The organism is Streptomyces sp. NPDC059003 (assembly GCF_042740445.1).
GTDB lineage: Bacteria > Actinomycetota > Actinomycetes > Streptomycetales > Streptomycetaceae > Streptomyces.
Window position 1 is genome coordinate 1 of the sequence record NZ_JBHYJH010000138.1, and the last position, 26,996, is coordinate 26,996.

At 73.5% G+C, this 26,996-nt stretch carries 25 protein-coding genes and 1 pseudogene; 10 read left to right on the forward strand and 16 right to left on the reverse strand.

Annotated elements, in window-relative coordinates:
- Nucleotides 1-220 precede the first annotated feature (220 nt).
- A pseudogene (locus ACFWZ5_RS34335) lies at nucleotides 221-1,135 on the forward strand (glycosyltransferase family 87 protein); the annotation flags it as partial.
- An 802-nt stretch (nucleotides 1,136-1,937) separates the two neighbouring features.
- Here ACFWZ5_RS34335 and ACFWZ5_RS34340 read toward each other — a convergent pair.
- The 5 genes from ACFWZ5_RS34340 to ACFWZ5_RS34360 form a co-directional block, all read right to left on the reverse strand.
- Nucleotides 1,938-3,995 carry a putative bifunctional diguanylate cyclase/phosphodiesterase gene (locus ACFWZ5_RS34340; RefSeq protein WP_384799788.1) on the reverse strand — a complete coding sequence of 686 codons (2,058 nt, stop codon included), beginning with the start codon at nucleotides 3,993-3,995 and terminating at the stop codon, nucleotides 1,938-1,940.
- 1,076 nt (nucleotides 3,996-5,071) lie between these two features.
- Complete coding sequence (ligA, locus tag ACFWZ5_RS34345) at nucleotides 5,072-7,252, reverse strand: NAD-dependent DNA ligase LigA (RefSeq protein ID WP_384799764.1); 2,181 nt, start codon at nucleotides 7,250-7,252, stop codon at nucleotides 5,072-5,074.
- Nucleotides 7,253-7,283: 31 nt separating this feature from the next.
- On the reverse strand, nucleotides 7,284-8,297 hold the full coding sequence (locus ACFWZ5_RS34350; protein ID WP_384799785.1) for a methionine synthase: 1,014 nt from the start codon (nucleotides 8,295-8,297) through the stop codon (nucleotides 7,284-7,286).
- Nucleotides 8,298-8,302: 5 nt separating this feature from the next.
- Complete coding sequence (locus ACFWZ5_RS34355; RefSeq protein ID WP_384799761.1) at nucleotides 8,303-8,992, reverse strand: SDR family oxidoreductase; 690 nt, start codon at nucleotides 8,990-8,992, stop codon at nucleotides 8,303-8,305.
- Between the two features lie 146 nt (nucleotides 8,993-9,138).
- Nucleotides 9,139-9,684: a TIGR00730 family Rossman fold protein gene (locus ACFWZ5_RS34360; RefSeq protein WP_384799758.1), complete on the reverse strand. Its 546-nt coding sequence runs from the start codon at nucleotides 9,682-9,684 to the stop codon at nucleotides 9,139-9,141.
- Here ACFWZ5_RS34360 and ACFWZ5_RS34365 point away from each other — a divergent pair.
- On the forward strand, nucleotides 9,683-10,069 hold the full coding sequence (locus tag ACFWZ5_RS34365) for a DUF427 domain-containing protein (protein ID WP_384799755.1): 387 nt from the start codon (nucleotides 9,683-9,685) through the stop codon (nucleotides 10,067-10,069). The genes ACFWZ5_RS34360 and ACFWZ5_RS34365 overlap by 2 nt on opposite strands.
- A 20-nt stretch (nucleotides 10,070-10,089) precedes the next feature.
- On the opposite strand, the gene ACFWZ5_RS34370 is transcribed toward ACFWZ5_RS34365, so the two are convergent.
- Nucleotides 10,090-11,082, reverse strand: a complete 993-nt coding sequence (locus ACFWZ5_RS34370; protein WP_384891717.1) for a GlxA family transcriptional regulator — start codon at nucleotides 11,080-11,082, stop codon at nucleotides 10,090-10,092.
- A gap of 95 nt (nucleotides 11,083-11,177) precedes the next feature.
- On the opposite strand from ACFWZ5_RS34370, the gene ACFWZ5_RS34375 reads away from it, so the two are divergent.
- Entirely contained in the window at nucleotides 11,178-12,167 is a 990-nt protein-coding gene (locus tag ACFWZ5_RS34375; protein WP_384802012.1) for an NADP-dependent oxidoreductase, read from the forward strand.
- A 52-nt stretch (nucleotides 12,168-12,219) separates the two neighbouring features.
- Here ACFWZ5_RS34375 and ACFWZ5_RS34380 read toward each other — a convergent pair whose 3' ends face one another.
- The gene (locus ACFWZ5_RS34380; protein ID WP_384802015.1) at nucleotides 12,220-12,882 is read right to left on the reverse strand and encodes a hypothetical protein; all 663 of its coding nucleotides are present in this window, start codon (nucleotides 12,880-12,882) and stop codon (nucleotides 12,220-12,222) included.
- A gap of 122 nt (nucleotides 12,883-13,004) precedes the next feature.
- Complete coding sequence (mnmA, locus tag ACFWZ5_RS34385) at nucleotides 13,005-14,141, reverse strand: tRNA 2-thiouridine(34) synthase MnmA (protein ID WP_384802018.1); 1,137 nt, start codon at nucleotides 14,139-14,141, stop codon at nucleotides 13,005-13,007.
- A 61-nt stretch (nucleotides 14,142-14,202) separates the two neighbouring features.
- Between mnmA and ACFWZ5_RS34390 the strand changes: the two genes are divergently transcribed.
- The gene (locus tag ACFWZ5_RS34390; RefSeq protein ID WP_384802021.1) at nucleotides 14,203-14,922 is read left to right on the forward strand and encodes an N-acetylmuramoyl-L-alanine amidase; all 720 of its coding nucleotides are present in this window, start codon (nucleotides 14,203-14,205) and stop codon (nucleotides 14,920-14,922) included.
- A 30-nt stretch (nucleotides 14,923-14,952) separates the two neighbouring features.
- Here ACFWZ5_RS34390 and ACFWZ5_RS34395 read toward each other — a convergent pair whose 3' ends face one another.
- The 3 genes from ACFWZ5_RS34395 to ACFWZ5_RS34405 form a co-directional block, all read right to left on the reverse strand.
- The gene (locus ACFWZ5_RS34395) at nucleotides 14,953-16,122 is read right to left on the reverse strand and encodes a cysteine desulfurase family protein (protein WP_384802024.1); all 1,170 of its coding nucleotides are present in this window, start codon (nucleotides 16,120-16,122) and stop codon (nucleotides 14,953-14,955) included.
- Nucleotides 16,123-16,205: 83 nt separating this feature from the next.
- Nucleotides 16,206-16,481 carry a DUF4190 domain-containing protein gene (locus tag ACFWZ5_RS34400; RefSeq protein WP_384802027.1) on the reverse strand — a complete coding sequence of 92 codons (276 nt, stop codon included), beginning with the start codon at nucleotides 16,479-16,481 and terminating at the stop codon, nucleotides 16,206-16,208.
- Nucleotides 16,482-16,514: 33 nt separating this feature from the next.
- A complete protein-coding gene (locus ACFWZ5_RS34405) occupies nucleotides 16,515-16,667 on the reverse strand; it encodes a hypothetical protein (RefSeq protein WP_384802030.1) in 153 nt (50 codons plus the stop codon).
- Nucleotides 16,668-16,789: 122 nt separating this feature from the next.
- Between ACFWZ5_RS34405 and ACFWZ5_RS34410 the strand changes: the two genes are divergently transcribed.
- Nucleotides 16,790-17,434 (forward strand): TetR family transcriptional regulator, encoded by a 645-nt coding sequence (locus ACFWZ5_RS34410; RefSeq protein WP_384802033.1) that lies wholly within the window; start codon nucleotides 16,790-16,792, stop codon nucleotides 17,432-17,434.
- An 11-nt stretch (nucleotides 17,435-17,445) separates the two neighbouring features.
- Nucleotides 17,446-18,384: an alpha/beta fold hydrolase gene (locus tag ACFWZ5_RS34415; RefSeq protein ID WP_384802036.1), complete on the forward strand. Its 939-nt coding sequence runs from the start codon at nucleotides 17,446-17,448 to the stop codon at nucleotides 18,382-18,384.
- Here ACFWZ5_RS34415 and ACFWZ5_RS34420 read toward each other — a convergent pair.
- On the reverse strand, nucleotides 18,344-19,345 hold the full coding sequence (locus ACFWZ5_RS34420) for a helix-turn-helix transcriptional regulator (RefSeq protein WP_384802039.1): 1,002 nt from the start codon (nucleotides 19,343-19,345) through the stop codon (nucleotides 18,344-18,346). The two genes, ACFWZ5_RS34415 and ACFWZ5_RS34420, sit on opposite strands and share 41 nt — an antisense overlap.
- A 190-nt stretch (nucleotides 19,346-19,535) precedes the next feature.
- Here ACFWZ5_RS34420 and ACFWZ5_RS34425 point away from each other — a divergent pair, with 190 nt between their 5' ends.
- From ACFWZ5_RS34425 to ACFWZ5_RS34435, 3 genes are all read left to right on the forward strand, one after another.
- A complete protein-coding gene (locus ACFWZ5_RS34425) occupies nucleotides 19,536-20,441 on the forward strand; it encodes a LysR family transcriptional regulator (protein ID WP_384802042.1) in 906 nt (301 codons plus the stop codon).
- A 120-nt stretch (nucleotides 20,442-20,561) separates the two neighbouring features.
- The gene (locus ACFWZ5_RS34430; protein WP_384802046.1) at nucleotides 20,562-21,137 is read left to right on the forward strand and encodes a cysteine dioxygenase; all 576 of its coding nucleotides are present in this window, start codon (nucleotides 20,562-20,564) and stop codon (nucleotides 21,135-21,137) included.
- A complete protein-coding gene (locus ACFWZ5_RS34435) occupies nucleotides 21,137-22,198 on the forward strand; it encodes a YeiH family protein (RefSeq protein WP_384802050.1) in 1,062 nt (353 codons plus the stop codon). Before ACFWZ5_RS34430 ends, ACFWZ5_RS34435 begins: the two co-directional genes overlap by 1 nt.
- A 432-nt stretch (nucleotides 22,199-22,630) precedes the next feature.
- Here ACFWZ5_RS34435 and ACFWZ5_RS34440 read toward each other — a convergent pair whose 3' ends face one another.
- The 3 genes from ACFWZ5_RS34440 to ACFWZ5_RS34450 all read right to left on the reverse strand — a co-directional run bounded on the left by ACFWZ5_RS34440 (nucleotide 22,631) and on the right by ACFWZ5_RS34450 (nucleotide 25,275).
- Nucleotides 22,631-23,497, reverse strand: coding sequence for a thioesterase family protein (locus tag ACFWZ5_RS34440; RefSeq protein ID WP_384802053.1), 867 nt, complete (start codon nucleotides 23,495-23,497; stop codon nucleotides 22,631-22,633).
- Nucleotides 23,498-23,563: 66 nt separating this feature from the next.
- On the reverse strand, nucleotides 23,564-24,427 hold the full coding sequence (locus ACFWZ5_RS34445) for a helix-turn-helix domain-containing protein (protein ID WP_384802056.1): 864 nt from the start codon (nucleotides 24,425-24,427) through the stop codon (nucleotides 23,564-23,566).
- A complete protein-coding gene (locus ACFWZ5_RS34450; RefSeq protein ID WP_384891720.1) occupies nucleotides 24,424-25,275 on the reverse strand; it encodes a helix-turn-helix domain-containing protein in 852 nt (283 codons plus the stop codon). The genes ACFWZ5_RS34445 and ACFWZ5_RS34450 overlap by 4 nt, the downstream gene beginning before the upstream one ends.
- Before the next feature lie 377 nt (nucleotides 25,276-25,652).
- Between ACFWZ5_RS34450 and ACFWZ5_RS34455 the strand changes: the two genes are divergently transcribed.
- Entirely contained in the window at nucleotides 25,653-26,102 is a 450-nt protein-coding gene (locus tag ACFWZ5_RS34455) for a hypothetical protein (RefSeq protein ID WP_384806842.1), read from the forward strand.
- 72 nt (nucleotides 26,103-26,174) lie between these two features.
- Here the strand turns inward: ACFWZ5_RS34455 and ACFWZ5_RS34460 are convergent, their stop codons facing one another.
- Nucleotides 26,175-26,837 carry a trimeric intracellular cation channel family protein gene (locus ACFWZ5_RS34460; RefSeq protein WP_384806845.1) on the reverse strand — a complete coding sequence of 221 codons (663 nt, stop codon included), beginning with the start codon at nucleotides 26,835-26,837 and terminating at the stop codon, nucleotides 26,175-26,177.
- Between the last annotated feature and the right edge of the window lie 159 nt (nucleotides 26,838-26,996).

The window sequence follows — 26,996 nt, forward strand, 5'->3', positions numbered from 1 at the left end:
GGCGAGAAAATCAGCCCCTCCGGCGTTTGAGGAGCGGGGTCTGGGGCGGAGCCCCCCCCCGCGGCGGAGCCGCAAATCGACACAGCCGGGAAGGGGCGGGTCTGGGGCGCCCCGCGAGGGCACCCGGCGGTACGACTATTCGGCCAGGTGGTGTTCGGATCTTCCGCGCGCCCGGTGAGCTGCCGGGGCGCCCCGCCAGAACACGCTCAGCATGCCGCCCATGAGACTCCCCACCCCCACCCTCAAAGGCCCCCTGATCCCCTACGGCCTGCTCGCACTCGGCACCACCGCCCTCACCCTGTCCCTCCTCGCCTGGTGGAACCTGGTCACGGACCCGACGTACGCCGGCTACCGCAGCCCGGCCGACCTGAGCGTCTACCTCGACGCGTCGGACGCGCCGGAGGCCGGACTGTACGGCGGAAAGTTCGGCATCCACGCGCTGCCGTACCTGTATCCGCCCTTCGCCCTGCTGCCGTTCCGCGCGATGAGCGGCCTCGACCTCGCCGTGGCGTTCCGCGTGATGGCGGGGATCTCGGTGGTCGCGCTCGCGCTCGCCACGTGGGCGGCGGCCCGGATGGCGGGACGGCGCCCGGGCCCGGCCACCGCGGGCTGCGTACTCGCCGTCTGCGCCGCGGCCCTGTGGACCGAGCCGATCCTGCAGAACCTGGACTTCGGCCAGGTGAACCTGGTCCTGCTCGCCCTGGTCCTGGTCGACCTCGCGACGAAGGACCGGCGGCCGTGGAAGGGCCTGGGCATCGGCCTCGCGGCGGGTCTGAAGCTCACGCCGGGCCTGTTCATCGTCTACCTGCTGATCACACGGCGGTTCCGGGCCGCGGGCGTCGCGGCGGCGGCCTTCCTCGGCACCGTCGTCGCCGGCTGGGCCGTGCTTCCGCAGGCGTCGGCGGACTTCTGGGGCGGGGCGTTCGCGGGCAGCGCGGGCGGCCGCGAGTATCTGGCGAACCAGTCGCTCAACGGCGTCTTCGTCCGCTTCGGCCTGGGCGCGGAGGGCATCGGCGGGCCCTGGTGGGGCGCGGTGTGCGGGCTGGTCGCGGTGGCCGGGTTCGGCGCGGCGGCGGTGGCGTCGCGGCGGGGCCGGGAGCTGGCCGCGGTCTGCGTGGTGGGCGCGCTGACGCTGGTGTGCTCGCCGCTGTCCTGGACCCATCACTGGGTGTGGATCGCGCCGGCCCTCGTCCTCGCGGCGGACGCGGCGCTTCGGCTGCGGACGGCCCGGGCCTGGCTGTGGACGGGTGGCCTGTTCGCGCCGTTCGCGGCGTGGCCGATCCGCATCGACGGCTTCGGCTCCTGGGACCCGTCCCGCCCCCTGCTGCCGTACGGAATCCTCTGGTACGTCCCGCACTGGCAACGCGAACTGGACTGGGACCCGTTCCACGCGGTGATCGGCAACTTCTACGTATGGCTGGGCGTCGGCTTCATCACGTGGGCAACGATCACGTTCCGCACGGGAGCGGGCGACCACCACCCGGTCCACCTCCCGGCAGGGCGAACCGATTCAGCCCATCCGGCGCGCGCGGACGAGCGCGCCGGAGAAAGATCCAGCCCGTCCGGCGCTTGAGGACGAGCGCGCAGCGCGATAAACCCAGCCCGCCCGGCACTGGAGGACGAGCGCGCAGGAGGACCATCCAGCCCGTCCGGCGTTCGAGGACAAGCGCGCAGCGCGAAGGACCCAGCCCGCCCGGCGCTTGAGGGCGAGCGCGCAGGAGGACCATCCAGCCCGTCCGGCGTTTGAGGACGAGCGCGCAGCGCGAAAGACCCAGCCTGCCCGGCACTGGAGAACGAGCGCGCAGGAGGACCATCCAGCCCGTCCGGCGTTCGAGGACGAGCGCGCAGCGCGATAAACCCAGCCCGCCCGGCGCTTGAGGGCGAGCGCGCAGCGCGACGAAGGGGCGGGTGGGCGGGAGAGAAAAACCTCCCCGGGCCTACGGCACTGCCCGACTGGACGAGGACGACGCGGAATCCACCGCGGCACCCCCCGGCGGCGCCGGATCCACGATCCGGTGCCCCCCACCCTCGCCCCGGGCTCTCAGCCACGCAGTCGTCTCGCTGGGCGGCATCGCCGCAGCCACCAGCCACCCCTGCACGGCGTCGCAACCAAGATCCCGCAGCCGCTCCCAGGTCTCGTCGTCCTCGACGCCCTCGGCGACGACGAGCAGCCCGAGCGAGTGGGCGAGGTCGACCGTGCAGCGCACGATCTCGGCGTCCTCGGTGTCGACGGCGAGCCGGGCCACGAAGGACCGGTCGATCTTCAGCTCGCTCACCGGGAGCCGACGCAGATGGACGAGGGACGAGTAGCCGGTGCCGAAGTCGTCGAGCGACATCTTCACCCCGTGTCCGGTCAGACCGGCGAGCGTGTCCGCGGCGCGCTGCGGGTCCTCCAGGAGCACATGCTCCGTTATCTCCAGCTGGAGCGCCCCGGCGGGCACCCCGTGCCGGGCCAGGCGCGCGGCGACGGCGCCCGCGAAGCCGGGGGTGTGCACGTCACGCGGCGACACGTTCACCGCGACCGGGACGTTCAGGCCCTGGGCGCGCCACCGGGCGACCTGGGCGAGCGCCGACTCCAGGACGTACTCCGTCAGGTGCGGCATGAGGCCCGACGACTCGGCGATGGCGATGAACTCGTCCGGCGGGACCTTGCCGCGCTCGGGGTGCACCCAGCGCACCAGCGCTTCGAGGCCCGCCACCTCGCCGTCGAAGCGGACCTTCGGCTGGTAGTGCAGCTCCACGTCGCCCGCGTCCAGGGCGCGGCGCAGATCGCCCAACAGGCCCAGCCGGTCAGGGGTGTTGGAGTCCCGCTTCGACTCGTACACCTCGACGCCCGTGCGGTCCCGCTTGGCCTGGTACATCGCCACGTCCGCGCGGCGGAGCAGCCCCTCCGCGTCCAGCGCGTGGTCCGGGAAGACGGCGAGCCCGGCGCTGGCCTCGAGGACCAGCGTGAGGCCGTCCAGGTCGAGCGGGGAGCCGAGCTCGGCGACCAGCTGCCGGGCGACCCGCGTCGCGGACGTCGTGGAGTCGGCGATGGGAAGGAGCACCGCGAACTCGTCGCCGCCGAGCCGCGCCGCCTCCGCGCCGCGCGGCAGCGCGAGCCGCAGCCGGTCGGCGATCTGCAGCAGCAGCCGGTCACCGGCGAGGTGGCCGAGGGTGTCGTTGACCGAACGGAAGCGGTCCATGTCGATCAGCATCAGCGCGGAGCGCGCGCCGATCCGCTCGGCGTCGTCCAGGGCCGTCCAGGTCCGCTCCAGGAGCCACTGCCGGTTGGGCAGTCCGGTGAGCGGGTCGCGCAGCTGCTCCTCGGCTCTGGCCCGGGCGATCCACAGCGTCGAGTCGAGGGCGACGAGCGGGATCGTGAACAGGGGCAGGAGCAGCGGAAGCGAGGTCGCGACGACGCAGATCAGCGGGGCGATGCCGAGCAGGGCCACGCCGAGGAGGCCCTGCCTGACCAGGGCCGTACGGGTGACGGTGGGCAGGGCGCCGGTGCGCGGGGCGTGGACGTACCACAGCAGGACGCGGGTGACGGCCAGGTACGCGACGGCGACCAGGGCCACTTCCGGGGCCGTGTAGAGATCCCAACTCTCCGGATTCCAGGGCGAGTCGGCGGACGGCGCGGTGCCGAACGCGGCCAGCGTGAGCGCGCCCGCGCCGATGCCGAGGATGTCGACGGCGCCGTGCAGCACCCCTTGGCGCCAGCGGTGGCGGCGGGCGACGCCGACGAGGACGACGACGGTGAGGCTGACCATGCCCGCGGGCATCCAGCCGTAGAGCAGCAGGACCGCGACGGTCAGCGCGCCGCCGGAGCCGGTGCCGCCCCACCAGCGGTCGCGGCCGAGCGCGACCAGGTGGCCGACGATCAGGCCGGTCAGGACGGCGAGCGACCAGCCGACCGTGCCGGAGGGGAACAGCGGGTGGCCGCCCGTGAAGGCGTGGAAGAAGCCGGTGCCGAGGACGACGGCGGCGGCCGTGACGACGGCCGCGGGCAGCAGCTGCCGACTGCCGCGGCCGTCGGGCTCGCCCCCGTCGAGGCCGAGTCCGTCGCCCTCGTGCCCATGCCCCGTGCGCCATCGCGGCCTGCGCCCGGCCGCGGCGTCGCGGGCCGCGCCGACGGGGGCCGGTGCTCCTTTGATCCCACTTCCGGGCCCGGTGACCCCGCCTCCGGGTCCGGTGAGCCCGCCTCCGGGTCCGGCCCCTGTCGCCGTCCCTGCCGCTGCTCCTGATCCCGCTCCGGTTCCGGCACCGGGCCCGACCCCGGCCGCGCCGCGCCCGGAAGCCGGGCTCCCGGGGCCACTTGTCAGTCCACTTGTCAATCCGCGCGCGGGAGTTGAGCTCCCGGCTCCGCTCACCGCACTTCTCCGTGCGTCCTCGGCACTCGCCGTCACACCAGCCTCCGCCGGGCCTCCGGTTCCCTGACCTCCAGCTCCCCGCCCGGACGTGTGCCGCCCGCTCTGCTCCGGTCCCTCATCAACTGCCCTACCCCGTATGACCGTTGCTCCCCCATGCGGGGCACCAGCTGGGCCGGAAACACCCGTTCCGCAGCCGAGACCGCTCGCCAGGGCCACCGGCGGGACGCCCGGCGCGCCCTCGTCGAGGGTGCCGCCCGCGGTGGTCCAGGCCCGCTCGCGGGGGCGGATCGCCGGTGCCTGGCCCGGCTGTTCGGCCCGCTCGCCCCGTTCGGAACCGGCGCCCGCGGGGCCGTACGCGCCCCTCGCTCCCCTTGCGCCCCGCGCGGCGCGGCGGCACCGCCAGGCACCGAGTCCGCGCCGCAGGCGCGACCGCAGCCATGAGTCCGGGGCGACGCTCTCGGTCGGTTCCATTCCCGTCCCTCTCACAGCCGGCGGTGCCCACGCCACGCGGACTCAAGTCCTAGACAGCCGCGTCTGAAAACCTTTCCTCCCGCTCTTCACGAGCAGGGGGTACCCCGTCCGCAACGGGGCACGGCAGGCGCACACCTCAACAGTAGGCCGCAGAAGGCTTCCACGGGCAGCGGTCGTCTACGGTTGCCCGAATGCGACCCGGCCACCCGTATGCATCTGGTATGCGCTGAACGGGTGGCCTTCAACCGCTATTCTTCGGTCGGAAGTGCGCGTTCCCGAGCGGCGTCCGCCCCCTGTTCGAGCAGGACCGCGAAGCCTTCCTCGTCGAGAACCGGCACCTTCACTTGCATGGCCTTGTCGTACTTCGAGCCGGGATTCTCGCCCACGACGACGAACGACGTCTTCTTTGAAACGGAACCGGTGACTTTCGCTCCACGGCTCTGGAGCGCCTCTTTCGCGCCATCTCGGGTGTGCGCCTGAAGCGTTCCGGTCACGACGACCGTGAGGCCTTCCAGGGGGCGCGGGCCCTCGTCCTCGTCACCGCCCTCCTCCATCCGCACACCGGCGGCCCGCCACTTGCGGATGATCTCCTGGTGCCAGTCCTCGGCGAACCACTCCTTGAGGGAGGCGGCGATGGTCGGGCCGACACCCTCGACGGCGGCCAGCTCCTCCTCCGTGGCCTGCTCGATGCGGTCGATCGAGCGGAACTCGCGGGCCAGCGCCTCGGCCGCGACCGGGCCGACGTGGCGGATGGACAGGCCGGTGAGGATCCGGGCCAGCGGGCGCTCCTTGGCGGCCTGGATGTTCTCCAGCATGGAGAGGGTGTTCTTCTTCGGCTCGCCCTTCTGGTTGGCGAAGAAGGTGACGACCTTCTCCTCGCCGGTCTTCGGGTCGCGCTTGGGCAGGCCCGAGTCCTGGTCGAGGACGTACGACTTGATGGGCAGGAGCTCCTCGACCTTCAGGTCGAAGATGTCGCCCTCGTCGAGGATCGGGGGCGTGGCGGGCTCCAGGGGCTTGGTGAGCGCCGCCGCCGCCACGTACCCGAAGTTCTCGATGTCCAGGCACTTGCGGCCCGCCAGGTAGAACAGGCGCTCGCGCAGCTGGGCGGGGCAGGACTGCCCGTTCGGGCAGCGCAGGTCGATGTCGCCCTCCTTCATGGGGCGCAGCGCCGTGCCGCACTCGGGGCACTCGGCGGGCATCACGAACTCGCGCTCGCTGCCGTCGCGCAGGTCGACGACCGGTCCGAGGATCTCCGGGATGACGTCGCCCGCCTTGCGGATCACGACCGTGTCGCCGATGAGGACGCCCTTGGCCTTGACCACGTCCTGGTTGTGCAGCGTCGCGAACTCGACCTCCGAGCCCGCGACCGTGACGGGTTCGACCTGGGCGTACGGCGTGACCCGGCCGGTGCGGCCGACGCCGACCCTGATGTCGATCAGCTTGGTGTTGACCTCCTCCGGCGCGTACTTCCACGCGATGGCCCAGCGCGGGGCGCGCGAGGTGGAGCCGAGGCGGCCCTGGAGCGGGATCTCGTCGAGCTTGACGACGACGCCGTCGATCTCGTGCTCCACAGAGTGGCGGTTCTCTCCGAAGTACGCGATGAACTCCCGTACGCCGTCGAGGCCTTGGACGACCTTGTTGTGCTTGGCCGTGGGCAGGCCCCACTCGCACAGGAGCTCGTACGCGTGCGACAGGCAGTCGATGTCGAAGCCCTCGCGGGCGCCGATGCCGTGCACCACCATGTGCAGCGGGCGCGTGGCCGTGACGCGCGGGTCCTTCTGGCGGAGCGAGCCCGCCGCGGCGTTGCGCGGGTTGGCGAAGGGCTTGTCGCCCGCCGCGACCAGGCGGGCGTTCAGCTCCTCGAACTTCTCCATCGGGAAGAAGACCTCGCCGCGGATCTCCACGAGCGCGGGGATGCGGTCGCCCTGGAGGCGGTCCGGGATGTCGGCGATCGTGCGGACGTTCGGAGTGATGTCCTCGCCCGTGCGGCCGTCGCCGCGGGTCGCCGCGCGGGTGAGCCTGCCCTGCTCGTACGTCAGGTTGACCGCGAGGCCGTCGACCTTGAGCTCGCACAGGAAGTGGTGGTCGGACGTGCCGACTTCCTTGGCGACGCGGTCGGCCCAGGCGGCGAGCTCCTCGTCGTCGAAGGCGTTGTCGAGCGAGAGCATGCGCTCGCGGTGCTCGACCGACGCGAAGTCCGTCTCGTACGAACCGGCGACCTTCTGGGTGGGCGAGTCCGGCGTGCGCAGCTCCGGGTGCTGCTCCTCCAGGGCTTCCAGCGCGCGCAGGAGCTTGTCGAACTCGGCGTCGCTGATGACCGGCTGGTCCTTCACGTAGTACCGGAAGCGGTGCTCCTCGATCTGCTCGGCCAGCTGGGCATGCTGTTCGCGTGCCTTGGCCGGCACCGTGCCTTCCTGTTCGACAGCCACCGTCTCGTCCTCCCGTTACCTTCAGACCCAGTTACTCAGGGTTGTCCGCGAGCGATCTTGCCGCCCGGGCGCAGTGCGCGAGCGCCGCGCGGGCATATGCGGGCGAAGCACCCGCGAGTCCGCACGACGGCGTGACCGTGACCGACTCCGCGAGCAACCCCGGATTCAGCCCCAGCCTGCGCCACAGCTTCCTGACACCCATGACGCTACCGGCAGGGTCTGACAATGGGCCGTCCGTGCCCGGCACGACACCGGCGAACAGCTTCGTACCGGCCTCGACCGCCTCGCCGATCACCTCGTCGTCACGCTCGGTGAGCAGCGAGAAGTCGAACGAGAGGGCGTCCGCGCCCGCCCGGCGCAGGAGCGCGAACGGCACGTCGGGCGCGCAGGAGTGCACGACCGCGGGCCCGTCGTGGACGGCGAGGACGTCGCGCAGCGCGCTCTCCACGACCTGGCGGTCCACGGCGCGGTGGGTGCGGTACTCGCTGGCCGTCTTGATCTGCCCGCGCAGCACGGCGGTGAGCGACGGTTCGTCGAGCTGCAGCACGGGCCGCGCGCCCGGTACGCGCTTCTTGACCTCGGCGAGGTGGGCCCGCAGGCCCTCGGCGAGCGAGCCGACGAGGTCGCGGCAGGCGCCGAGGTCGGAGAGCGCGGCCTCGCCGTTCCTCAGCTCCAGGGCGGCCGCGAGCGTCCACGGGCCGACGGCCTGCACCTTCAGCGGCCCCTCGTACCCCTGCGTGAACTCCTCGAGGGCGTCGAGGTCCTCGCCGAGCCAGGACACCGCGCGCCGCGTGTCGCGGCCCGGCCGGTCGCCGATCCGCCAGCCGCTGGGCTCCACGCGCGCGTACAGCTCGACGAGCAGCCCCGCCGTGCGTCCGATCATGTCGGCGCCCGGTCCGCGCGCGGGCAGCTCCGCGAGGTACGGGATGCCCTGCTCCGGGGTCTCGAAGGTGCCGGTGACGGTCTTCGCGGTCTCGCGGGCGTCGCCGCCGGGCATGGACCCGACACCCGTGGCCGGGCCCCACCACGCCGTGCCGTCCTGCATCGCGCTCACCGTCCCGGCCGCACCGTCAGGTCGTTGACCTCCGCGTCGCGCGGCAGGTCGAGGGCCATCAGGATCGTCGTGGCCACCGACTCCGGGTCGATCCAGCGGTCCGCGTCGTACTCCTTGCCCTCCTGCTGGTGCACCTTGACCTGCATGGGGCTCGCGGTGCGGCCCGGGTACACGGAGGTGACGCGGACGCCGTTGCCGTGCTCCTCGTTGCGCAGGGAGTCGGCGAGGGCCTTCAGGCCGTGCTTGGAGGCGGCGTACGCGGACCAGTCGGCGCTCGCGCGCAGGCCCGCGCCGGAGTTCACGAAGAGCACGTGGCCCTGGGTGACGCGGAGTTGGGGCAGGAAGTGCCGGGTCAGCTCGGCGGGCGCGATCAGGTTCACGTTCAGCTGGTGGCGCCAGGACTTGGGGGTGAGCTCGCCCACGGGGCCGAGGTCGACGACGCCCGCGATGTGCAGGAGGGAGTCGACCCGGTCGGGGAGCGTCTGGTGCGAGAAGGCCCAGGAGAGCTTGTCCGGGTCGTTCAGGTCGCCGACGAGCGTCTGCGCGCCGGGGTACTCGGCGGCGAGCTCCTTGGCGCGGGCCGCGTCGCGTGCGTGCAGCACGAGGGTGCCGCCGCGGGCGTGGAGGCGGCGGGCGACGGCCGCGCCGATGCCGGAGCCCGCGCCGGTGATCACATGAGTTGCCATGCGCTTATGGTCGCATTCCGGCCGAGAGGGTCCCGCGTGTGAGCTGGTGGGTGCCCTCGCGGGGCGCCCCAGGCCCGCCCCTTCACCGAAACCAGGAGGGCTCCGCCCCCCTGGACCCCCCTTTTATCCGCGCTTCGCGCTCGTCCTCAAACGCCGGACGGGCTGGAACTGGCCTCCAGGTACGCCAGTGCGCTCGCCGGGTCCTCCGCGAAGAAGACCAGGTCGGCGAGGGGGACGGGGAGGAAGCCCTCGTCCTCCATGCGGCGGAACTGCTGCTTCAACCCGTCGTAGAACCCCTCCGTGTTGAGCAGCACCACCGGCTTGGTGGTCCTTCCGTGCTTCTTCAGCTCCAGGATCTCCGTGGCCTCGTCCAGCGTGCCCGTGCCGCCGACCATGATCACGACGGCGTCGGCCTTCTCCAGGAGCAGCGCCTTCCGCTCGGCGAGGTCCTTGGCGATCACCATGTCGTCCACGCCGGGCCTGGCCTTGTCGGCGAGGAAGTCGACCGAGACGCCTATGAGCCGCCCGCCCGCCTCCTGCACGCCGTCCGCCACGACCTTCATCAGGCCCACGTCCGAGCCGCCCCAGACCAGGGCGTGGCCGCCCTTGCCGAGCAGCTTCGCGAAGTCACGGGCGGGGCGGGTATAGGTCTCGGACAGGTCGGCGGCGGAGAGGAAGACACAGATTTTCATGGGGCCTACGGTACGTTCCGCCACTGACACCGCGGCAAGAGAGGAACCGACCGTGAGCAAGGGACACCGCATCACCGTCGAGCAGGGCACTCAGCACGTGCGCGTGACGCACGACGGCGAGGTCGTGGCGGAGAGCAGCCGCCCCCTGGTGCTGCGCGAGACCGGCTACCCGGCGCGCTACTACCTGCCCCCGGAGGACGTGCGCACCGACCTGCTGGCGCCGTCCGGCACGCACACGTACTGCCCCTTCAAGGGGACGGCGTCCTACTGGTCGCTGCCGGGCACCGAGGACGCCGTGTGGGCGTACCCGGAGCCGAAGCCCGAAGTGGCCCAGATCAAGGACCACTTCTGCTTCTACGAGGTGGAGGAGGTGCCGGCCGCCTGAGCGCGGCCGCCCCCTTGGGCCTAGGCCGCCGTCGCGGTGAACGTCCTGCGGTACGTGGCGGGTGACACGCCGAGGACGGAACGCATGTGCTGGCGCAGCGAGTTGGCGGTGCCGAAGCCCGCGCGGTGGGCCACCAGGTCGATGGGCAGGTCGCTGGTCTCCAGGAGGTGGCGGGCGACCTCGATGCGCTGGGACGTGAGCCAGCGGCCCGGCGTGGTGCCCACCTCGTCGCGGAACCGGCGCGTGAACGTGCGCAGGCTCATGCGGGCGTGCGCCGCCATCTCGCCGAGCGTGAGGGGCTCCTGGAGGCGTTCCAGGGCCCACGCGCGCGTGGGTGCCGTCGTGGCGACCGTCGGCTCCGGCACGGGGCGTTCGATGTACTGCGCCTGCCCTCCGTCGCGCCAGGGCGGTACGACGCAGCGGCGGGCGACGTGGTTGGCGACGGCGCTGCCGTGGTCGCGGCGCACGAGGTGCAGGCACAGGTCGACGCCGGCGGCGACGCCCGCCGACGTGAGGATGTCGCCGTCGTCCACGAAGAGCACGTCCTCGTCGAGCCGCACGCGCGGGAACTCGCGCCGGAACTGCTCGGCGACCTGCCAGTGCGTGGTCGCGGGCCGCCCGTCGAGGAGCCCGGCCGCCGCCAGGACGAACGAGGCGCTGCAGAACGACACCAGGCGCGTGCCCGGGCGCACGCGGCCGAGCGCGGCGGCCAGCGGCCCGGGCAGCGGATCGGCCGCCGTCGCGTCGGCACAGGGCCCCGCGGGCGGGATCACCACCGTGTCCGCCGCCTCCAGGGCCTCGGGGCCGTGCTCGACCGTCACGGAGAACCCCGCGTCCGTCCGCACGGGGCGGCCGTCCACCGTGCACACCACGACCTCGTACAGCGGCCGTCCCTGCGCGTCGTCGGCGTTGCCGAACACGCGCGAGGGGATGCCCAGCTCGAAGGGGTAGACGCCGTCCAGGGCGAGGACGGCGACGCGGTGCGGCGCCGGGGGCGGGGTTGCTGACCTCATGGCCAGATCCTGTCACATGCTGACCAAACTGCCAGCACCGTCGCCGGTCCCCCGGCCGCACTCTGGTGACCGCCCACCAGAGAGGAACGAGATCCATGAGCTCCCGCACGACCAGCACGAACGGCACGAACGGCACGCCCCGTCCGACCATGCGTGCCGTCAGCCCCCGCACCTGGGGTGCCCCCGAAGTCCTGGTCCCCGTAGAGGTGGACCGCCCCGAGCCCGGACTCACCGAGATCCTGGTCCGCGTGCACGCCGCGGGCGTGAACCCCGTCGACTGGAAGACCCGGACCGCGGGCGCGTTCGGCACCTGGGGCGACACCCCGATCCTCGGCTACGACGTGTCCGGCACCGTCGAGGCCGTCGGCCCCGGAGTGACGCTCTTCCGCCCCGGGGACGAGGTGTTCGGCATGCCCCGCTTCCCGGAGCAGGCGGGCGGCTACGCCGAGTACGTGGCCGCGCCCGCGCGGCGCTTCGCCGCGAAGCCGGACGCCGTGGACCACGTCCAGGCGGCCGCGCTCCCCCTGGCCGCGCTCACGGCGTGGCAGGGCCTGATCGAGACGGCCGGGCTGCGCGCCGGGCAGCGCGTCCTGATCCACGCCGCCGCGGGCGGCGTGGGCCACCTCGCCGTGCAGATCGCCAAGGCGCACGGGGCGTACGTCATCGGTACGGCGCGCGCCGACAAGCACGGCTTCCTGCGGGGGCTCGGCGCGGACGAGCTGATCGACTACACGACGACGGACTTCGCGGACGCGGTACGGGACGTGGACGTCGTCCTGGACGGGGTGGGCGGGGAGTACGGCCCCCGCTCGCTGCCGGTGCTGCGCCGCGGCGGCCACCTGGTCACCCTCCCGGACCCGGGCGGCCTCCCCGACGCCGCGGCGGCCGAGGCCGCCGGTGTGCACACGGGCTGGACGGTCGTCGAGCCGGACCGGCACGGCCTCCTGGAGATCGCCCGCCTCGTGCAGGAGGACAAGCTGCGCGCGGAGATCGACACCGTGCTGCCCCTGGAGGACGCCGCCAAGGCACACGCCTACGGAGAGCGGGGCCGCACCCAGGGCAAGATCGTGCTCCGGGTCGCCTGACGGCCACGGGGCCGCCGGAACGCGGGCAGGGGCCCCAGCAGGGCCGGGAACCTCAGCAGGGCCGGGAGGACGGGCCGTCGTGCCGGGCCCAGAGCGGCCCTCCGTCGCGGTCGTACAGGACCAGGTTCGCGTCCGCCCGGACCCGCAGCCGGGCGCCCCAATCGCCGCACCCGCCCGTCCCGAGGGACCACAGGGGGGTGCCCCGCCCGTCGCGGACGACGACGTTCCCGTCCCGCTGCATCCGCAGCGACACGTTCCGGCCCCGGGTGCCGGTCTGCAGCACCGGGGAGTACGTGCCGAGCCGGTGGCGGTAGAGGACGACGTTCCCGTCGCCCTGGACCCACAGCTCGTACCCCTTCCCCAGCGCGGCACGGGCGGCGAGGTGCTTGCCCTGGGTGAGGCACTCACCGGGCTTCAGGGAGTCGTGGTGGCCCGCGGCGCCCCGGGGAGGCGTGGCACAGCCGGCCCGCGCCGTGGGCAGCCCCTTGAGGGGGGCCGACGGCAGGGCGGGGACCGTGGCGCCCTTCTTCGGCTGGACGGCCCGGGGAGGCCCCGGGTGGGACGCCGTGGACGCGGTCGTGCCCGGGGCGTCGGGGCGGGGCTTGGGCAGGGCTCCGGTCGCCAGCGGGCCGAAGGTGACGACGAAGGCGAGCGCCACGGTGCACAGGGAGTTCCCGCGCCGTGCAGCGCCCGCCAGTGTTCTTCCGAGGATCATGCGGCCATGTCACCGCACGGTGATCCATGGCCGGTCAACGCGCGGTAAACGGCCCCCACGGGGGCAAGCGGGACGAGACGGGTCAGACGGGCTCCGGCGGGAGCAGGCGGAGTCGGGCCGGATCAGACGGCCGCAGCCGCCGTGCGCTCCGTCGTCGCGATCGTCGCCGAGCCCACCACCCGCGTCCCGTCGTACAGCACGATCGCCTGGCCCGGGGCGACGCCGCGCACCGGCTCCGTGAAGGAGACCCGCAGCTCGCCGTCCACCAGCTCCGCCGTGACCGGCGTCTCGTCGCCGTGGGCGCGCAGCTGCGCGGTGTACGTGCCCTCTCCGGAGGGGGCGGCCCCGCACCAGCGGGGCTTGATGGCGGTCAGGGCGGTCACGTCGAGGGACGCGGCGGGCCCGACCGTCACCGTGTTGTTCACGGGCGAGATGTCGAGGACGTACCGCGGCTTGCCGTCGGGCGCGGGGGTGCCGATGCGCAGGCCCTTGCGCTGGCCGATGGTGAAGCCGAACGCGCCCTCGTGGGTGCCGACGACCGCACCGGACTCGTCGACGATGTCGCCCTCCGCCTTGCCGAGGCGGGAGGCCAGGAAGCCCTGGGTGTCGCCGTCGGCGATGAAGCAGATGTCGTGGGAGTCCGGCTTCTTCGCGACCGCGAGGCCGCGGCGCTCGGCCTCGGCGCGGATCTCGTCCTTCGTCGTCACCGTGTCCCCCAGGGGGAACAGCGCGTGCGCGAGCTGGCGGTCGTCCAGGACGCCGAGGACGTACGACTGGTCCTTGGCCATGTCGGATGCGCGGTGCAGCTCGCGGGTGCCGTCCTCGCGCACGAGCACCTGCGCGTAGTGGCCGGTGCAGACCGCGTCGAAGCCGAGGGCGAGGGCCTTGTCGAGCAGCGCCGCGAACTTGATCTTCTCGTTGCAGCGCAGGCACGGGTTCGGGGTGCGCCCCGCCTCGTACTCGGCGATGAAGTCCTCGACCACGTCCTCGCGGAAGCGCTCGGCGAGGTCCCAGACGTAGAACGGGATGCCGATCACGTCCGCCGCGCGGCGCGCGTCGCGGGAGTCCTCGATGGTGCAGCACCCGCGGGCGCCCGTGCGGAAGGACTGCGGGTTCGCCGAGAGCGCCAGGTGCACTCCGGTCACGTCGTGCCCGGCTTCGGCGGCACGGGCCGCGGCGACGGCGGAGTCGACGCCGCCCGACATGGCGGCGAGGACGCGGAGCGGACGGCTGGTGCGCTGCGAGGTCTGCGAAGTCATAACTCTCACAGGGTACGGGGCCGCGGGAACCTCTCGCCTGTGAGTATGCGTTCACGATCACATGGGGGACGTGAGCGAGAAGGACGACAGCACCAGCGACGGGCCGTCGCCGGAGCCCCGGCGGGCGTCGACCCGGCGCGCTCTGCTGATCGGCGGCGCCGCGGTGGCCGTCGGCACGGCCGCGCTGCTCCACGACGAGCTCGGCCGCCTGTGGTGGCGCCTGCCGGGGGTGGTGAAGAAGCGCAAGGAGGGCGAGGTGGACGCGCCCGGCGCGCAGTGGATAGCGGCCTCCGGCGCGAACTGGCGCCGCGCCGACCGCCCCTCGGACTACGAGATCGACCGCGTGGTGATCCACGTGGTCCAGGGCGGGTACGCGTCGGCGCTGCGGGTCTTCAAGGACCCCGGCCACGGCGCCGCCGCCCACTACGTGATCCGCAAGGACGGCCATGTGGCACAGATGATCCGCGAGCTCGACGTCGCCTACCACGCGGGCAACAGGGACATGAACGAACGCAGCGTGGGCATCGAGCACGAGGGCTACGTGGACCGGAAGGCGTCGTTCACGGACGCGATGTACGCCTCGTCGGCGCGCCTGACGGCCGGGATCTGCAAGCGGTACGACATCCCCGTGGACCGGAAGCACATCATCGGCCACGTGGAGGTCGACGGCACGGACCACACCGATCCCGGGCCGCACTGGGACTGGGACCGTTATCTGCGCCTCGTGCGCCGGGAGCGGGACAGACCGGCCCGCCCCAGAGCTTCGGGCTCGCCTGGCTGAGCCGGGCTGCCCTGGCTGAGCCGGGCTCGCCTAGCTGAGCCCCGCCGACCGCGCCCGCTCCACGGCGGGTCCGATCGCCCCGGCCACCGCGGCCACGTCCGCCTTCGTGGACGTATGCCCGAGGGAGAAGCGCAGCGTGCCGCGCGCGAGGTCCGGGTCGGTGCCGGTGGCGAGCAGGACGTGGCTGGGCTGGGCGACGCCCGCGGTGCAGGCGGAGCCGGTGGAGCACTCGATGCCCTGGGCGTCCAGGAGCAGCAGCAGCGAGTCGCCCTCGCAGCCGGGGAAGGTGAAGTGCGCGTTGGCGGGCAGCCGTCCCGCGGGGTCCGGGTCGCCGCCGAGGATCGCGTCGGGGACGGCCGCGCGGACGGCCGCGACCAGGTCGTCGCGGAGCGCGCCGACCTCGCGGGCGAACTGCTCGCGGCGCTCGGCGGCGAGCTGCCCGGCGACGGCGAACGCGGCGACGGCGGGCACGTCGAGCGTGCCGGAGCGCACATGGCGTTCCTGGCCGCCGCCGTGCAGGACGGGCACGGGGCTGTGGGCGCGGCCGAGCAGCAGCGCGCCGATGCCGTAGGGGCCGCCGATCTTGTGCCCGGACACGGTCATCGCGGCGAGCCCGGAGGCGGCGAAGTCGACGGGCACCTGACCGAAGGCCTGGACGGCGTCGGCGTGCAGCGGCACGTCGAACTCGGCGCAGACGTCGGCCAGTTCGCGTACCGGCTGGAGGGTGCCGATCTCGTTGTTGGCCCACATGACGGTGGCGAGCGCCACGTCGTCGGGGTTGCGGGCGATGGCCTCGCGCAGCGCTTCGGGGTGCACGCGGCCGTGCGCGTCGACGGGGAGGTACTCGACGGTGGCGCCCTCGTGCTCGCCGAGCCAGTCCACGGCGTCGAGGACGGCGTGGTGCTCGACGGGGCTCGCGAGGACCCGGACGCGGGCGGGGTCGGCGTCGCGGCGGGCCCAGTACAGGCCCTTCACGGCGAGGTTGTCCGCTTCCGTGCCGCCGGAGGTGAGGACCACCTCGCTGGGGCGTGCGCCGAGCGACTCGGCGAGCGTCTCGCGGGACTCCTCGACGGTGCGGCGCGCCCGGCGCCCCGCCGCGTGCAGCGAGGAGGCGTTGCCGGTGACGGAGAGCTGGGCGGTCAGCGCCGCGATCGCCTCCGGAAGCATCGGCGTGGTCGCGGCGTGGTCGAGGTAGGCCATGGTGGGCACGATTCTACGAGCCGCGGGCCCGGGGCCCGACGCCGCGGTGGCCCTCGTGACGCGATGACGCCGGTGCCGCGCCGTCAGCCCGCGAAGCTCCAGGACACCGTGCCGTCCGCGGAGATGAGCGCCGCGAGGACGACGAGGTCGGCCACGCCGAGCGTGAGCCCGAGCAGCGCGCGCCCCCGGCGTGCGGTGCCGCGCCACAGGGCGACGGCCGCGAGCGCGATCGCGATGGGCCCGAGGACGACGTTCAGGACGAGCAGCCCGAGCAGGCCGAGCACGAAGGAGGCGACGGCCATGCCGTCGCTGTCGCGACGGCCGACGGTGCGCCCCTTTGCAGATGCGGTGAGCGTCATGATGCGGCTCCTCTTGGGTGGGCCAGGTGCGGGTCAGCGGTGCCGGGCGTGGCGCTCACGGACCGCGAACACCAGGAGCCAGACGCCGATGACCGAGGCGGCGACGAGGGTGACGGGCAGCGAGACGTGCGCCACGGTGCCCATGGCGACGCCGAGGAGAAGGAGTGCGGCGACGAGGAACAGCACGGGAAGGACACCTCTCTTGGGCCTCTTGGGTTAACGCTTGTGGTTACAACTGTTCACTGACCGCCGAGTCTACTACTCAGCGCGGCTTTCCAATCCCAGAGAACAGTTGTTAACTGCATGGCATGAGTCACACCCTCGGCGACCGCCCCGCCGGCACCCGGCAGGCCCAGAAGCAGAGGACCCGCCAGGCGCTCCTGGACGCGGCCCTGCAGCTCCTCGCGGAGCAGAGCCTGTCCAGCCTCGGCCTGCGCGAGGTCACCCGTGCCGTCGGCGTCGCCCCCACCGCCTTCTACCGGCACTTCCGCGACACGTCCGACCTGGGCGTGGCCCTCGTCGAGGAGGCTCTCGGCAGCCTGCACACCACGCTCGCCGCGATGCTGGCGGCCACCGGCGACGGCGAGGAGCGCATCGCGGCCGCCGTCGAACTGATCGCCTCGTACGTGCGCGAGCACCCGGCTCACGTCCGCTTCATCGCGCGGGAGCGGCACGGCGGCGTGAAGGCCGTGCGGGAGGCCATCGGCGGGCAACTCGCGCTGTTCGCCCAGGAGGTGGCGGCGCAGTTCGCCAAGGAGCCGGAGGCGGCGGGCTGGAGCGCGGACGACGTCCTGATGCTCGCGCGGATGTACGTGGACCACATGGTGATGACGGCCTCGGCGCTCCTGGAGACCGACGACGAGCGGCAGGTCACCGACACGGCCCGCAGGCAGCTGCGGCTCGTGGGCCTGGGCCGGCAGTATTGGCTCGACGCGCCAGTAAGGGGCAACTAGCCTCTGCGGGTATGACAACCATGCCCACTGGCCAGGCCGCCGACGAGACCGCGAACCAAGCCACCGACCGGACCGCAGGCCAGGCCGTCGACCGGACCGCGGACTGGCCCCTCGACCAGTCCTTCGCCTCCTCCTCCGGCACCATCCGCTGGACCGCGCTCGGCCCGGCCGACGCGCCCCCCGTCGTCCTGGTCCACGGCACGCCCTTCTCGTCGTACGTCTGGCGGGGCGTCGCCAGGGCGCTCGCGGGCCGGCACCGCGTGTACGTCTGGGACCTGGCGGGGTACGGCGCGTCACAGATGCGGGCCGGGCAGGACGTGTCCCTCGCCGCGCAGGCCCGCGTGCTCACCGAACTGCTCGCCCACTGGGGCCTCGACGGCGCCCGGGAACCCGCCGTGGTCGCCCACGACTTCGGCGGCTGTGTCGCGCTGCGCGCCCACCTCCTGCACGGCGCCCGCTACGCCCGGCTCGCCGTCGTCGACCCGGTGGCGCTCGCCCCGTGGGGCTCCCCCACGTACCGGCTGCTCGGCGCGCACGCGGACGTCTTCGCGCAGCTGCCGCCCGCGCTGCACGAGGCGATGGTGCGCGCGTACGTCGGCTCGGCGAGCCACCGCGGCCTGCACCCGGCCGTCCTCGACCGGCTCGTGGAGCCCTGGTGCACGGACGCGGGCAGGCCCGCCTTCTACCGGCAGATCGAGCAGAACGACCAGCGCTTCACGGACGAGATCCAGGGCAGGTACGGCGAGGTGGAGCCGCCGGTCCTCATCTGCTGGGGCACCGAGGACACCTGGATCCCGGTCGAGCGCGGGCACGAGCTCGCCGGGCTCGTGCCGGGCGCCGAGCTGCGCCTGATCGAGGGCGCGGGACATCTCGTGCAGGAGGACGCGCCCGCGGAACTCACCGCGGAGCTCAGTCGTTTCCTTCTTGCGGGCCCCTCCGGAACTCACTGACGTACAGAGCGGTGACGGCCGCTGCGGCCCGCGCCAGCTCCTCCCGCACGCGCTGCGGCGAGATCACCTCGACGGTGTCGGCGAAGGGCAGCAGCGTGCGCGCCGCGCCCACCGCCTCGAAGTCCAGGCTCACAGTGATCCACTCCCCCGCCCCGTCGTCCTCGACGACCTGCGTGAGGGTGCCGGAGTGCAGCCGCAGAAAGCGCTCGTAGACGCGCCTGCGCACCCGCGCCGTCACCTCGACCCCGCCCGCACGCCGCTCGACCTGGCGCTTCAACTCCTCCCAGACGTCGGCGAGCTCCACCCCCGCGCGGCGGCGCACCGGCTCGTCCGCCGCCGTCGCCGCGCGCACCCGGTCGGCGCGGAAGAGCCGCGGCTCCCCGCGCAGGTCGGCCACGAGGTACCAGACACCCGCCTTGGACACGAGGCCGTACGGATCGAGGGTGTACGCGCGCGGCTCGCTCGCGCCGCTGTGCAGATAGCGCACGCGCAGGCGCCGGTCGGCGAGGACGGCGTCCTGGAGCACGCCGAGGTGGTCCACGGGCAGGCCGGTGCCGGGGCCGCGCGCCCACCGCGAGGCGTCGACGAGGATCCGGCGGCTCGTCAGCTCGGCGGCGGGCCGGTGCGGTTCGGGCAGTGCGGCCATCACCTTGCGCAGCGCGGAGCCGAGCGCCGAGTCCAGGCCGAGCGCGGCGTGCGCGCCCTGCGCGGCGAGGATGAACAGGGCGCGCGACTCGTCGGCGGTCAGGCCCGTGACGTCCGTGCGGTAGCCGGGGAGCAGCGCGATGCCGCCGTGCCGGCCCCGCTCCGCGTACACCGGCACCCCGGACGCGGACAGCGCGTCGACGTCGCGGTAGATGGTGCGCACGGACACCTCGAGGCGCTCGGCGAGTTCGTGCGCGGGCACCTGCCCGCGGGTCTGGAGGAGCAGCAGGATCGAGAGCAGCCGGTCGGACTTCACGCGCTCAAGGATCGCGCAGCCGGTGCGGCACGAGCGGCCGGGGCGGGCCGCGGGTGATGCAGGAGCGGGCCACGAAAGACGCCGGGGCGGGCCGCGAGTGACGCCGGGCGACCCCCGGGCGGCAGGAGGCGATCCAAAAGCGACGCGAAACACTGCTCAGCTCTTCCCAAATTCTGCTTATGATTCGGAGGTGTTCGACTCCCGGCACATCAGGTCCTTCCACGAAGTGGTCCGCACCGGCTCGTACTCGGCGGCGGCCCGCTCGCTCGGCTATACGCAGCCCGCGATCACCCAGCAGATGAAGGCGCTCGAACGGTCCGTGGGCACCGTCCTGTTCACGCGCGTCGGCCGCCGGATGCGCCTCACGGAGGCGGGCGAGGCCCTGTCCCGGCACGCCGGGGTGATCCTCGGCAACATCGACGCGGCCCAGCAGCAGATGAACGCGATCACGCGCCTGCGCACCGGCCGCGTCCGCCTGTGCGCGTTCCCGAGCGCCACCGCCACGCTGATACCGGAGGCCCTGGCCCGCCTCGCCAGGAGCCACCGCGGCATCCGCGTCGAGCTCCAGGAGTACGAGCCGCCGGAGTCGCTGCAGCGCCTGGTGCACGGCGACGCCGACGTCACCCTCGCCTTCACGTATCCGGGCCTGCGCGAGGACGTGCCGGACGAGGTCGTCGAAGTACCGCTGATGGAGGACCAGCTGACGGTCCTCATGCCGACGAACCACCCGATGGCGCGGCGCCGCTCGGTGCGGCTCGCCGACCTGTCGGAGGAGCGCTGGATCGCCGGGTGCCTGCGCTGCCGGGCCAACTTCCTGCACGAGTGCGCCGAGCAGGGCTTCGCGCCCGACATCGCCTTCACCACCGACGACAACCTCGTCATCCAGAGCCTCGTCTCCGAAGGGCTCGGCATCGCCATGATGCCGGGGCTCGTCCTCAACTTCCTGTGCCACCGGTCCGTCACCGGCCGCGCCCTGGACCCGGCGTCGCGGCGCCAGGTGTCCGCGTACGTCCTGAGGGAGCACCTGCGCATTCCGGCCACCGCGGTCGTGCTCGACGCGCTGAAGGAAGTGGCCGCGAACCGCATGGGCTGCTGAACCGGCACCGGGTCGACCGGGGACAGCGCTGGTTGAGCGAGCAACCCATAAGCAGAATTTGGCCCCTGGCGAAGAAACTGTCGTTGGACGTGATGGATGATCGCGGCCGACGCTGCTTGTATGACCACCCCCACCGCACATCGCTCGACTCCCGCCCGCACCACCGAGCGGCTCGACGCGCTCGTCACCGACATCCGTGACGCCGTCGGCCGCGGCCTGCCGCCCGACCTGACGGCGTATCTGGTCGGCGAGCGCCTCGCCCCGCACCTGGGCGCGTCCGACCTGCTCACCGCCGAGCAGTGCGAGGGCGACGCCGACCGCTACCGCCAGCACCTGCTGCACGCGGAGGCCGACGGCAGCTTCTCCGTCGTCGCGCTGGTCTGGCTGCCCGGCCAGCGCACGTCGATCCACGACCACGTCTCGTGGTGCGTGACCGGCGTGCACGAGGGCGAGGAGCACGAGCGGCGCTACCGGCTCGTCCCCGCGACCGGGCCGAGCACGTCCGCCCAGCTCGTCGCCACGGAGGACGTGGTCAACCCCCTGGGCGCGGTCTGCGGCTTCGCGCCGCCCGGTGACATCCACCGCGTGTGGAACGCGGGCGCGGGCCGCGCGATCTCCCTGCACATCTACGGCGCGGACATCTCGCGGCTCGGCAGCAGCGTACGACGCGTGTACGACCTGCCGGCCGACCGCTGATGGCCCTCCTCGGGCAGCGCCCGCGGCAGACGGAGCGCGCCGCGGACACGGCGGTCGCGCGGCCGGTGAAGCCGGGGCCCTGGCCGGGCCTGGCGCTCGCCGCGGGCGGGGTCGCCCTCGCCTGGGGCACCCACTGGCTGGTGCCCGGCGTCCCGATGCTGACGGCGGCCATCGTCTTCGGGCTCGCCGCCGCGCACGTGCCGGGTACGCGCGCGTGGATACGCGGCCGGGGGCGCCCCGGCCTCACCTTCGCCGCGAAGCGCCTGATGCGGGTGGGCATCGTGCTCCTCGGCCTGAAGCTCAGCCTCGACGACGTGCTCGGCGTCGGCTGGCCGACCGTCGCGATGGTGCTCGTGGTGGTCGCGGCGACGTTCTTCGGTACGTGGTGGCTCGGGCGTCGCCTCGGGCTGCCCGGCGACCAGCCGCTCCTCATCGCCACCGGCTACTCGATCTGCGGCGCCTCCGCGATCGGCGCGGTGAGCGACGTGTCCAAGAGCGAGGAGCGGGACACGGCGGTGTCCGTGGCCGTGGTCACGCTGTGCGGGACGCTCGCCATCGCCGTGCTGCCGCTGCTCCAGGGGCCTTTGGGGCTCAGCGACGCGGAGTTCGGGCGCTGGGTCGGGGCGAGTGTGCACGACGTGGGGCAGGTCGTCGCGACGGCGCAGACCGCCGGGGGTGACGCGCTCGGCGAGGGCGTCCTGGTCAAGCTGATGCGGGTGGCGATGCTCGCGCCGCTGGTCGCGGCGGTGGCGATGTCGGTACGGGCTCGTGGCGCGGGGGCCTCGGGCGGGGCGGGGGCGCGGCCCCCGCTCGTGCCCCTGTTCGTCGCCGGTTTCGTGGTGATGGTGGGCGTGCGGAGCACCGGGTGGGTGCCCGGGGGTGCGCTCGACGTGGCGGGCCACGTGCAGGAACTCCTGCTGGCCGCGGCCCTGTTCGGCCTCGGCAGCGCGGTGGACCTGCGGTCGCTCGTACGGACCGGGGGGCGGGTGGCCTTGGTGGGGCTGTGCGCGTGGGTGGTCGTGGGTGGGGTGTCGTATGCGGGGGTGTGCTTGACGGGGTGACGGGTCCCCGGCACCGGGGCGGACGTCACCGCACCGGGCACCCGGCACGTGGGGCTGTGCCCACCCGTTCCGCCCCAGCGGAACGACTGCCCACAGCCGGGTAGGGCAAGACTCGGCACACCGTCCGCCCCTGCGAAACGCCCGCCCCGGCCGGGCAACTGCCCACAGCCGGGCTGGCGAGGCCCCGCCCCGCGGGCAACGGCGGCCAGCCGGTGGGTAACACATGGGTGGGTGGGCGGGAAGTCACCGCCGCGGAGCGGCGGCTGGGCCGACACAGGCACCCCCGCCCAGCCGAGCAACTGCCCACAGCTGGGCCGACGAGGCCCCGCCCCGCGGGCAACGGCGGCCAGCCGGTGGGCAACTCATGGGTGGGTGGGCGGGAAGTTGCCGCCGCGGAGCGGCGGCTGGGCCAGCACAGGCGCCCCGCCAGAATCAGCGCAGGCGCACCCGAGCCAGTTGGCGCGACTGGGCCACCAGTCGGTCCGCGGCGTCCCAGATCTCCGCGTCCTCCTCCAGGAAGCCCCCGGCCAGGTTCCGCGTCGCGATGGAGACCCGGAGAGGCCCGGCCACAGGCCGGGCGCGCACGTGCACCGTGAGTTCCACGGTCGGCACCCACCCCAGGAGCCCGATCTCGAACGCCGTCGGCGGCAACGCGTCCACCGCGAGCAGCAGCGACAGCGGATCCGCGGGACGCCCGTCCGCGAGGCCGAACCACCCCCGCATCTCCCCCTTGCCGGACGGCTGCCCGAGCGCCCAGCCCAGCGTCGCGGGGTCGAGCTTGAGCCACAGCCGGTCGGCGATCGCGGAACTGCCGGGCACGGGCGCGCCGTCCGGCGCGTCGTCGGGCCCGAAGCACTGCTCGACGGGCGGAAGCCGCGGCGGCTCGGCCGAGGTGCGCACGTCGTCGGGCAGCGCGTCGAGGTCCCCGTACGAGGCGAGGACGCGCAGGCGCTCGACCTCACGCCCGTCCGCCTCGTACTGCACGAGCGAGGCCTGCCCGGTCGACAGGCCGCGGCCGTCGCGCACGGACTCGGTGCGGATGACGGCGGGCCCCGGCTCGGACGCCGTCAGATAGTGCGCGGAGACCGTGAACGGGTCGGCGTGCGGCAGCGCGTGGGCGAGCGCACGGCCGACGACCGCGAGGAGATAGCCGCCGTTGACGGCGTTGATGATGGTCCAGCCCGCGGAGAGCTCGGCGTCGTAGACGCCCTGCTCCCGGAGGGTGACCGCGGTGTCGCGGTCGAATTCGCTGTCGCCGATCGTCGCGCCCGCTACCGGCGCCGCAGCTGTTTCCGCCATGCCAGCAACGTACAACATGCAATTACTGAGCGGTAGCTTTTTCTGTCACGGCCGCCCAGCACCCGCTCACGGGCCGAAGCACACGCGCCCGCCCCCGCCACCCGCACCACCCACCGCGGCCGGAATCAGACAGACCTCGGCCCTCTTCGGGGACCGGGCCGCCGTCATCGGGGTCGCGACGTAGCCGTCGGGGTCCCGCGCGACGACCCGCTTGGTGCGCGCGCCCGGCAGGGACAGCTCGATGCGGTCGCCGACGCGCAGGTTCATGCCGCGCGCCCAGACCGCCCCGCACTTGGCGCTGTGCCGGATCTCCACGCGCTGCCCGCCGGGAGCCTGCCGCACCAGCGGAGAGGCGACGATGCCCGCCTTGCCGCACCCCATCGCCAACGGGTCCTTGCCCTCGCAGGCCTTGTCGCGGCACCCCACGTCGTAATAGACCGAGGGCCCCGTGGACCCCACCTTCGTCTCCTGACGCCCGGTCGTCGCGCCGCTCGACAGGACCACCGCCAGCGTCACGGCGACGGCCGCCGCCACGCCGCCGCCCGCGAGTGCCGCACGCCACCGGCGCCGGGACCGCCGGACGTCCGCCGCGGCGGACGGCTCCGGCGCGGGCACCGGCGTCGACGCCACCGATGCCGACGCCACCGGTGTCGACCGCGCCCGGCCGCTCCACGCGTGGTCCGCGAGCCCCCACAGCGCGAGCAGCCGCTCCGGCGGCGCCTGCGCCACCTCGCACAGGGTCACGACCGCCCGCTTCGGCGGCTGCTGCTCGCCGTTGAGATAGCGGGCCCAGGAGGACTTGCTGTACGGAGTGCGGCGCGCGAGCGTGGCCAGGCTCAGGCCCGCGCGCTGCTTCACCTCGCGCAGTTCGGTGGCGAGGCGGACACATTCGAGCGGCCGGTCGGCGTCTGTGCCGTTCGCCGTGCTCACCGCCGCAGCGCCCCCCACGTGTCCGGGCCCACGATGCCGTCGGGCGCCAGATCCACGGACCTCTGGAAGCGCTTGGCCGCGCTCTTGGTCTTCGGGCCGTACGCGCCGTCCACCGTGCCCGGGTCGTAGCCGTGGTGGCGCAGCAGGCACTGGGCCTCCACGACCTCCCAGCTCGTGCTGTTGGTGTCGAGCAGCGCCTCGGTGCTGAGGCTGTACGTGGCGTACAGGGCGCCGTCCTTGCGGCTGATGTCGCAGCGGTGCTTCTTGCCGGGGACGTAGTGGAACTCCCCCCGGTCCCCCGGCCGCAGGCCCGGCTCCGCCTGCTGCCCCTGCTTGTCCCTGCCACCGGCGGACGACGAGCCGTCGTCCTCCCACGGGCGGCCGATGAGCAGTCCCGCGACGAGAGCGAGCAGGGCGGCGCAGACCGCGCCGACGAGCAGGCGGCGGCGGCGCCGCGGCCGGGTCCCGCGCGGCGGCCCGTCCCGGCCACCGCCGACGACGTCACCCCCGGCACCCACACCCCCGATGCCCGCACCCCGGGCGCCCTCTGCGCCCTCGGCGCCCTCTGCGGCGCCGGCCTCGCTCTCCCACGCCTCCGCGGCCACGTCCCGCAGCGCGACGAGGCGGCCCGGGTCCGCCCCGCACACCCGGGCCAGCTCCTCGACGGCCTCGCGCGGCGGCACCGCCCTGCCGTTGAGATAGCGCGCCCAGGACGAGCCGCTGTACGAGGTCTTGGCGGCGAGCGCGGACTGACTGAGTCCGCTGTGGTCCTTCAACGCCCGCATCTGTACGACGAGTTGCCACACCCTCCGGTCGAGCGAGGCGGGCAGCTCCTTCCAACGCGACATGTTCCACCCCTGACGCGTTCGAGATCCCCCGGAGCGCCGAACGCCGTCCGCCGTGTGTCATCGGACAGCTGTGCGCCCTCCGCCTGAAGGAACGCAGGGCCGGGCGGCCCGGTTCCAGCGCACGGTCGGCCACCGCACGACACACGCCATGAACGACAAGCCGTCCCGCCGTCCCACGACGCCACCATCCGGCGCGGCATCCCAGCAGGTCAGCGACGTGGTCCTCCCGTAAGACCGGCACTTGGCGGCTCGCCCTGTCCGCCGCGCCACCGGTCGGCGCACAGTCGGAATCGCACAACGGGCGGCGTGGTCCACCCCACGCCGCCCCCTCACGAAAGCGCACCACACACGGCAGCACAGGGAAGGAAGGAACCCTCATGCTCATACGCAAGCGCTTCGCACTCGGCACGGCGGCCCTGGCCCTCGGCGGTGGCCTGATGGCATCGGGTGCGGCACCCACGGCCTTCGCGTCCCAGGGGGCGGGCGTCCCGCGGGCGCCGCAGGCCACGACGGGCGTCGACGACTCCGGCTGGGGACACTCTGCCGAGGCCCGGCGGCCCGGCTGCCCGTGGCCGTACGTCTGCTTCTACAAGGGCAACACCCGGCTCGCGATGTACAAGGACATGGGCTACCAGCCGCTCGGCCCGCGGGCCAAGCAGGGCAAGGTCATCACCAACGCGCGCGGTGACGACGGGGCCAGGGTCTACTTCCGGCACACCAGCGGCGCCCGGGACTGGGACTGCGTGAAGCCGCACGAGACCCGGTACGTCAACCCCGGCTGGAAGCCGTACGCCATCGACATCCGCACCAGCCCCAGCTGCCGGTGACCGGGCAACGGCGGGCGGCCCGCCCTCCCTCGGGGGAGAGGGCGGGCCGCCCGTCCGTCCGGCGCACGCCGGTCAGACCGAGTCGTCGGCCGTCGAGGAGCGGCGGTTCCAGGCCCGCGGCGCCCGCCAGTGGTAGCGCATCGCGAGCAGCCGGAGCACGAAGGCGGTGACGATCGCGAGGGCCGTCGTGTACCCGTTCAGCGCGTCGAAGCGCAGGCACAGGACGACGATGGTGGCGCCCACGATGGCGGGCACCGCGTACAGGTCCCGGTCCCAGCGCACCAGGGACGGCACCTCGTTCGCGACGATGTCCCGCAGCACACCGCCGCCCACCGCGGTGGCGAGGCCCAGGGTCGCGGACGCGGTGAGGCCGAGCCCGTAGTCGTACGCCTTGGTCGTGCCCGCGACGCAGAACAGGCCGAGTCCCGCCGCGTCGAACACGTTGACCGCGAGCTGGGTGCGCTCCACCTCCGGGTGCAGGAAGAACACGAGGAGCGCGGCGATCAGCGGCGTGATGAAGTACCCGAGATCGGTGAACGCGGCGGGCGGCACCGCACCGATGACCAGGTCCCGGAAGAGCCCGCCACCCAGCGCCGTGACCTCGGCGAGTACGGCGATGCCGAACACGTCGAAGTTCTTGCGCACGGCGAGCAGAGCGCCGGAGATCGCGAACACGAAGATCCCGGCGAGGTCCAGGGCGTGCTGGACGGACGGGGTGAACAGTTCCAAGAGCACGAGTCATTCTCACCCAGCGGCAAGACGACATCCCGCACCTCAGCCCGGTCCCGTCCCCTCCCGCCCACCCGCCCCTCCATCGCGCTTCGCGGCTCGTCCTCAAGCGCCGGACGGGCTGATATTGGGGGGTCTGGGGCGACAGCCCCAGTGGGAAGGGCG

What these genes read in the sequence shown, in the direction of transcription:
- ACFWZ5_RS34400 (WP_384802027.1), bottom strand. Translation starts at nt 16,481, where the DNA reads ATGACGCTCACCGCATCTGCAAAGGGGCGCACCGTCGGCCGTCGCGAC.
- ACFWZ5_RS34350 (WP_384799785.1), bottom strand. Translation starts at nt 8,297, where the DNA reads ATGCAGGACGGCACGGCGTGGTGGGGCCCGGCCACGGGTGTCGGGTCC.
- ACFWZ5_RS34375 (WP_384802012.1), top strand. Translation starts at nt 11,178, where the DNA reads ATGAGCTCCCGCACGACCAGCACGAACGGCACGAACGGCACGCCCCGT.
- ACFWZ5_RS34395 (WP_384802024.1), bottom strand. Translation starts at nt 16,122, where the DNA reads ATGGCCTACCTCGACCACGCCGCGACCACGCCGATGCTTCCGGAGGCG.
- ACFWZ5_RS34390 (WP_384802021.1), top strand. Translation starts at nt 14,203, where the DNA reads ATGGGGGACGTGAGCGAGAAGGACGACAGCACCAGCGACGGGCCGTCG.
- ACFWZ5_RS34450 (WP_384891720.1), bottom strand. Translation starts at nt 25,275, where the DNA reads ATGTCGCGTTGGAAGGAGCTGCCCGCCTCGCTCGACCGGAGGGTGTGG.
- ACFWZ5_RS34355 (WP_384799761.1), bottom strand. Translation starts at nt 8,992, where the DNA reads ATGGCAACTCATGTGATCACCGGCGCGGGCTCCGGCATCGGCGCGGCC.
- ACFWZ5_RS34430 (WP_384802046.1), top strand. Translation starts at nt 20,562, where the DNA reads ATGACCACCCCCACCGCACATCGCTCGACTCCCGCCCGCACCACCGAG.
- ACFWZ5_RS34415 (WP_384802036.1), top strand. Translation starts at nt 17,446, where the DNA reads ATGACAACCATGCCCACTGGCCAGGCCGCCGACGAGACCGCGAACCAA.
- ACFWZ5_RS34360 (WP_384799758.1), bottom strand. Translation starts at nt 9,684, where the DNA reads ATGAAAATCTGTGTCTTCCTCTCCGCCGCCGACCTGTCCGAGACCTAT.
- ACFWZ5_RS34455 (WP_384806842.1), top strand. Translation starts at nt 25,653, where the DNA reads ATGCTCATACGCAAGCGCTTCGCACTCGGCACGGCGGCCCTGGCCCTC.
- mnmA (WP_384802018.1), bottom strand. Translation starts at nt 14,141, where the DNA reads ATGACTTCGCAGACCTCGCAGCGCACCAGCCGTCCGCTCCGCGTCCTC.
- ACFWZ5_RS34370 (WP_384891717.1), bottom strand. Translation starts at nt 11,082, where the DNA reads ATGAGGTCAGCAACCCCGCCCCCGGCGCCGCACCGCGTCGCCGTCCTC.
- ACFWZ5_RS34440 (WP_384802053.1), bottom strand. Translation starts at nt 23,497, where the DNA reads ATGGCGGAAACAGCTGCGGCGCCGGTAGCGGGCGCGACGATCGGCGAC.
- ACFWZ5_RS34410 (WP_384802033.1), top strand. Translation starts at nt 16,790, where the DNA reads ATGAGTCACACCCTCGGCGACCGCCCCGCCGGCACCCGGCAGGCCCAG.
- ACFWZ5_RS34435 (WP_384802050.1), top strand. Translation starts at nt 21,137, where the DNA reads ATGGCCCTCCTCGGGCAGCGCCCGCGGCAGACGGAGCGCGCCGCGGAC.
- ACFWZ5_RS34365 (WP_384799755.1), top strand. Translation starts at nt 9,683, where the DNA reads ATGGGGCCTACGGTACGTTCCGCCACTGACACCGCGGCAAGAGAGGAA.
- ACFWZ5_RS34380 (WP_384802015.1), bottom strand. Translation starts at nt 12,882, where the DNA reads ATGATCCTCGGAAGAACACTGGCGGGCGCTGCACGGCGCGGGAACTCC.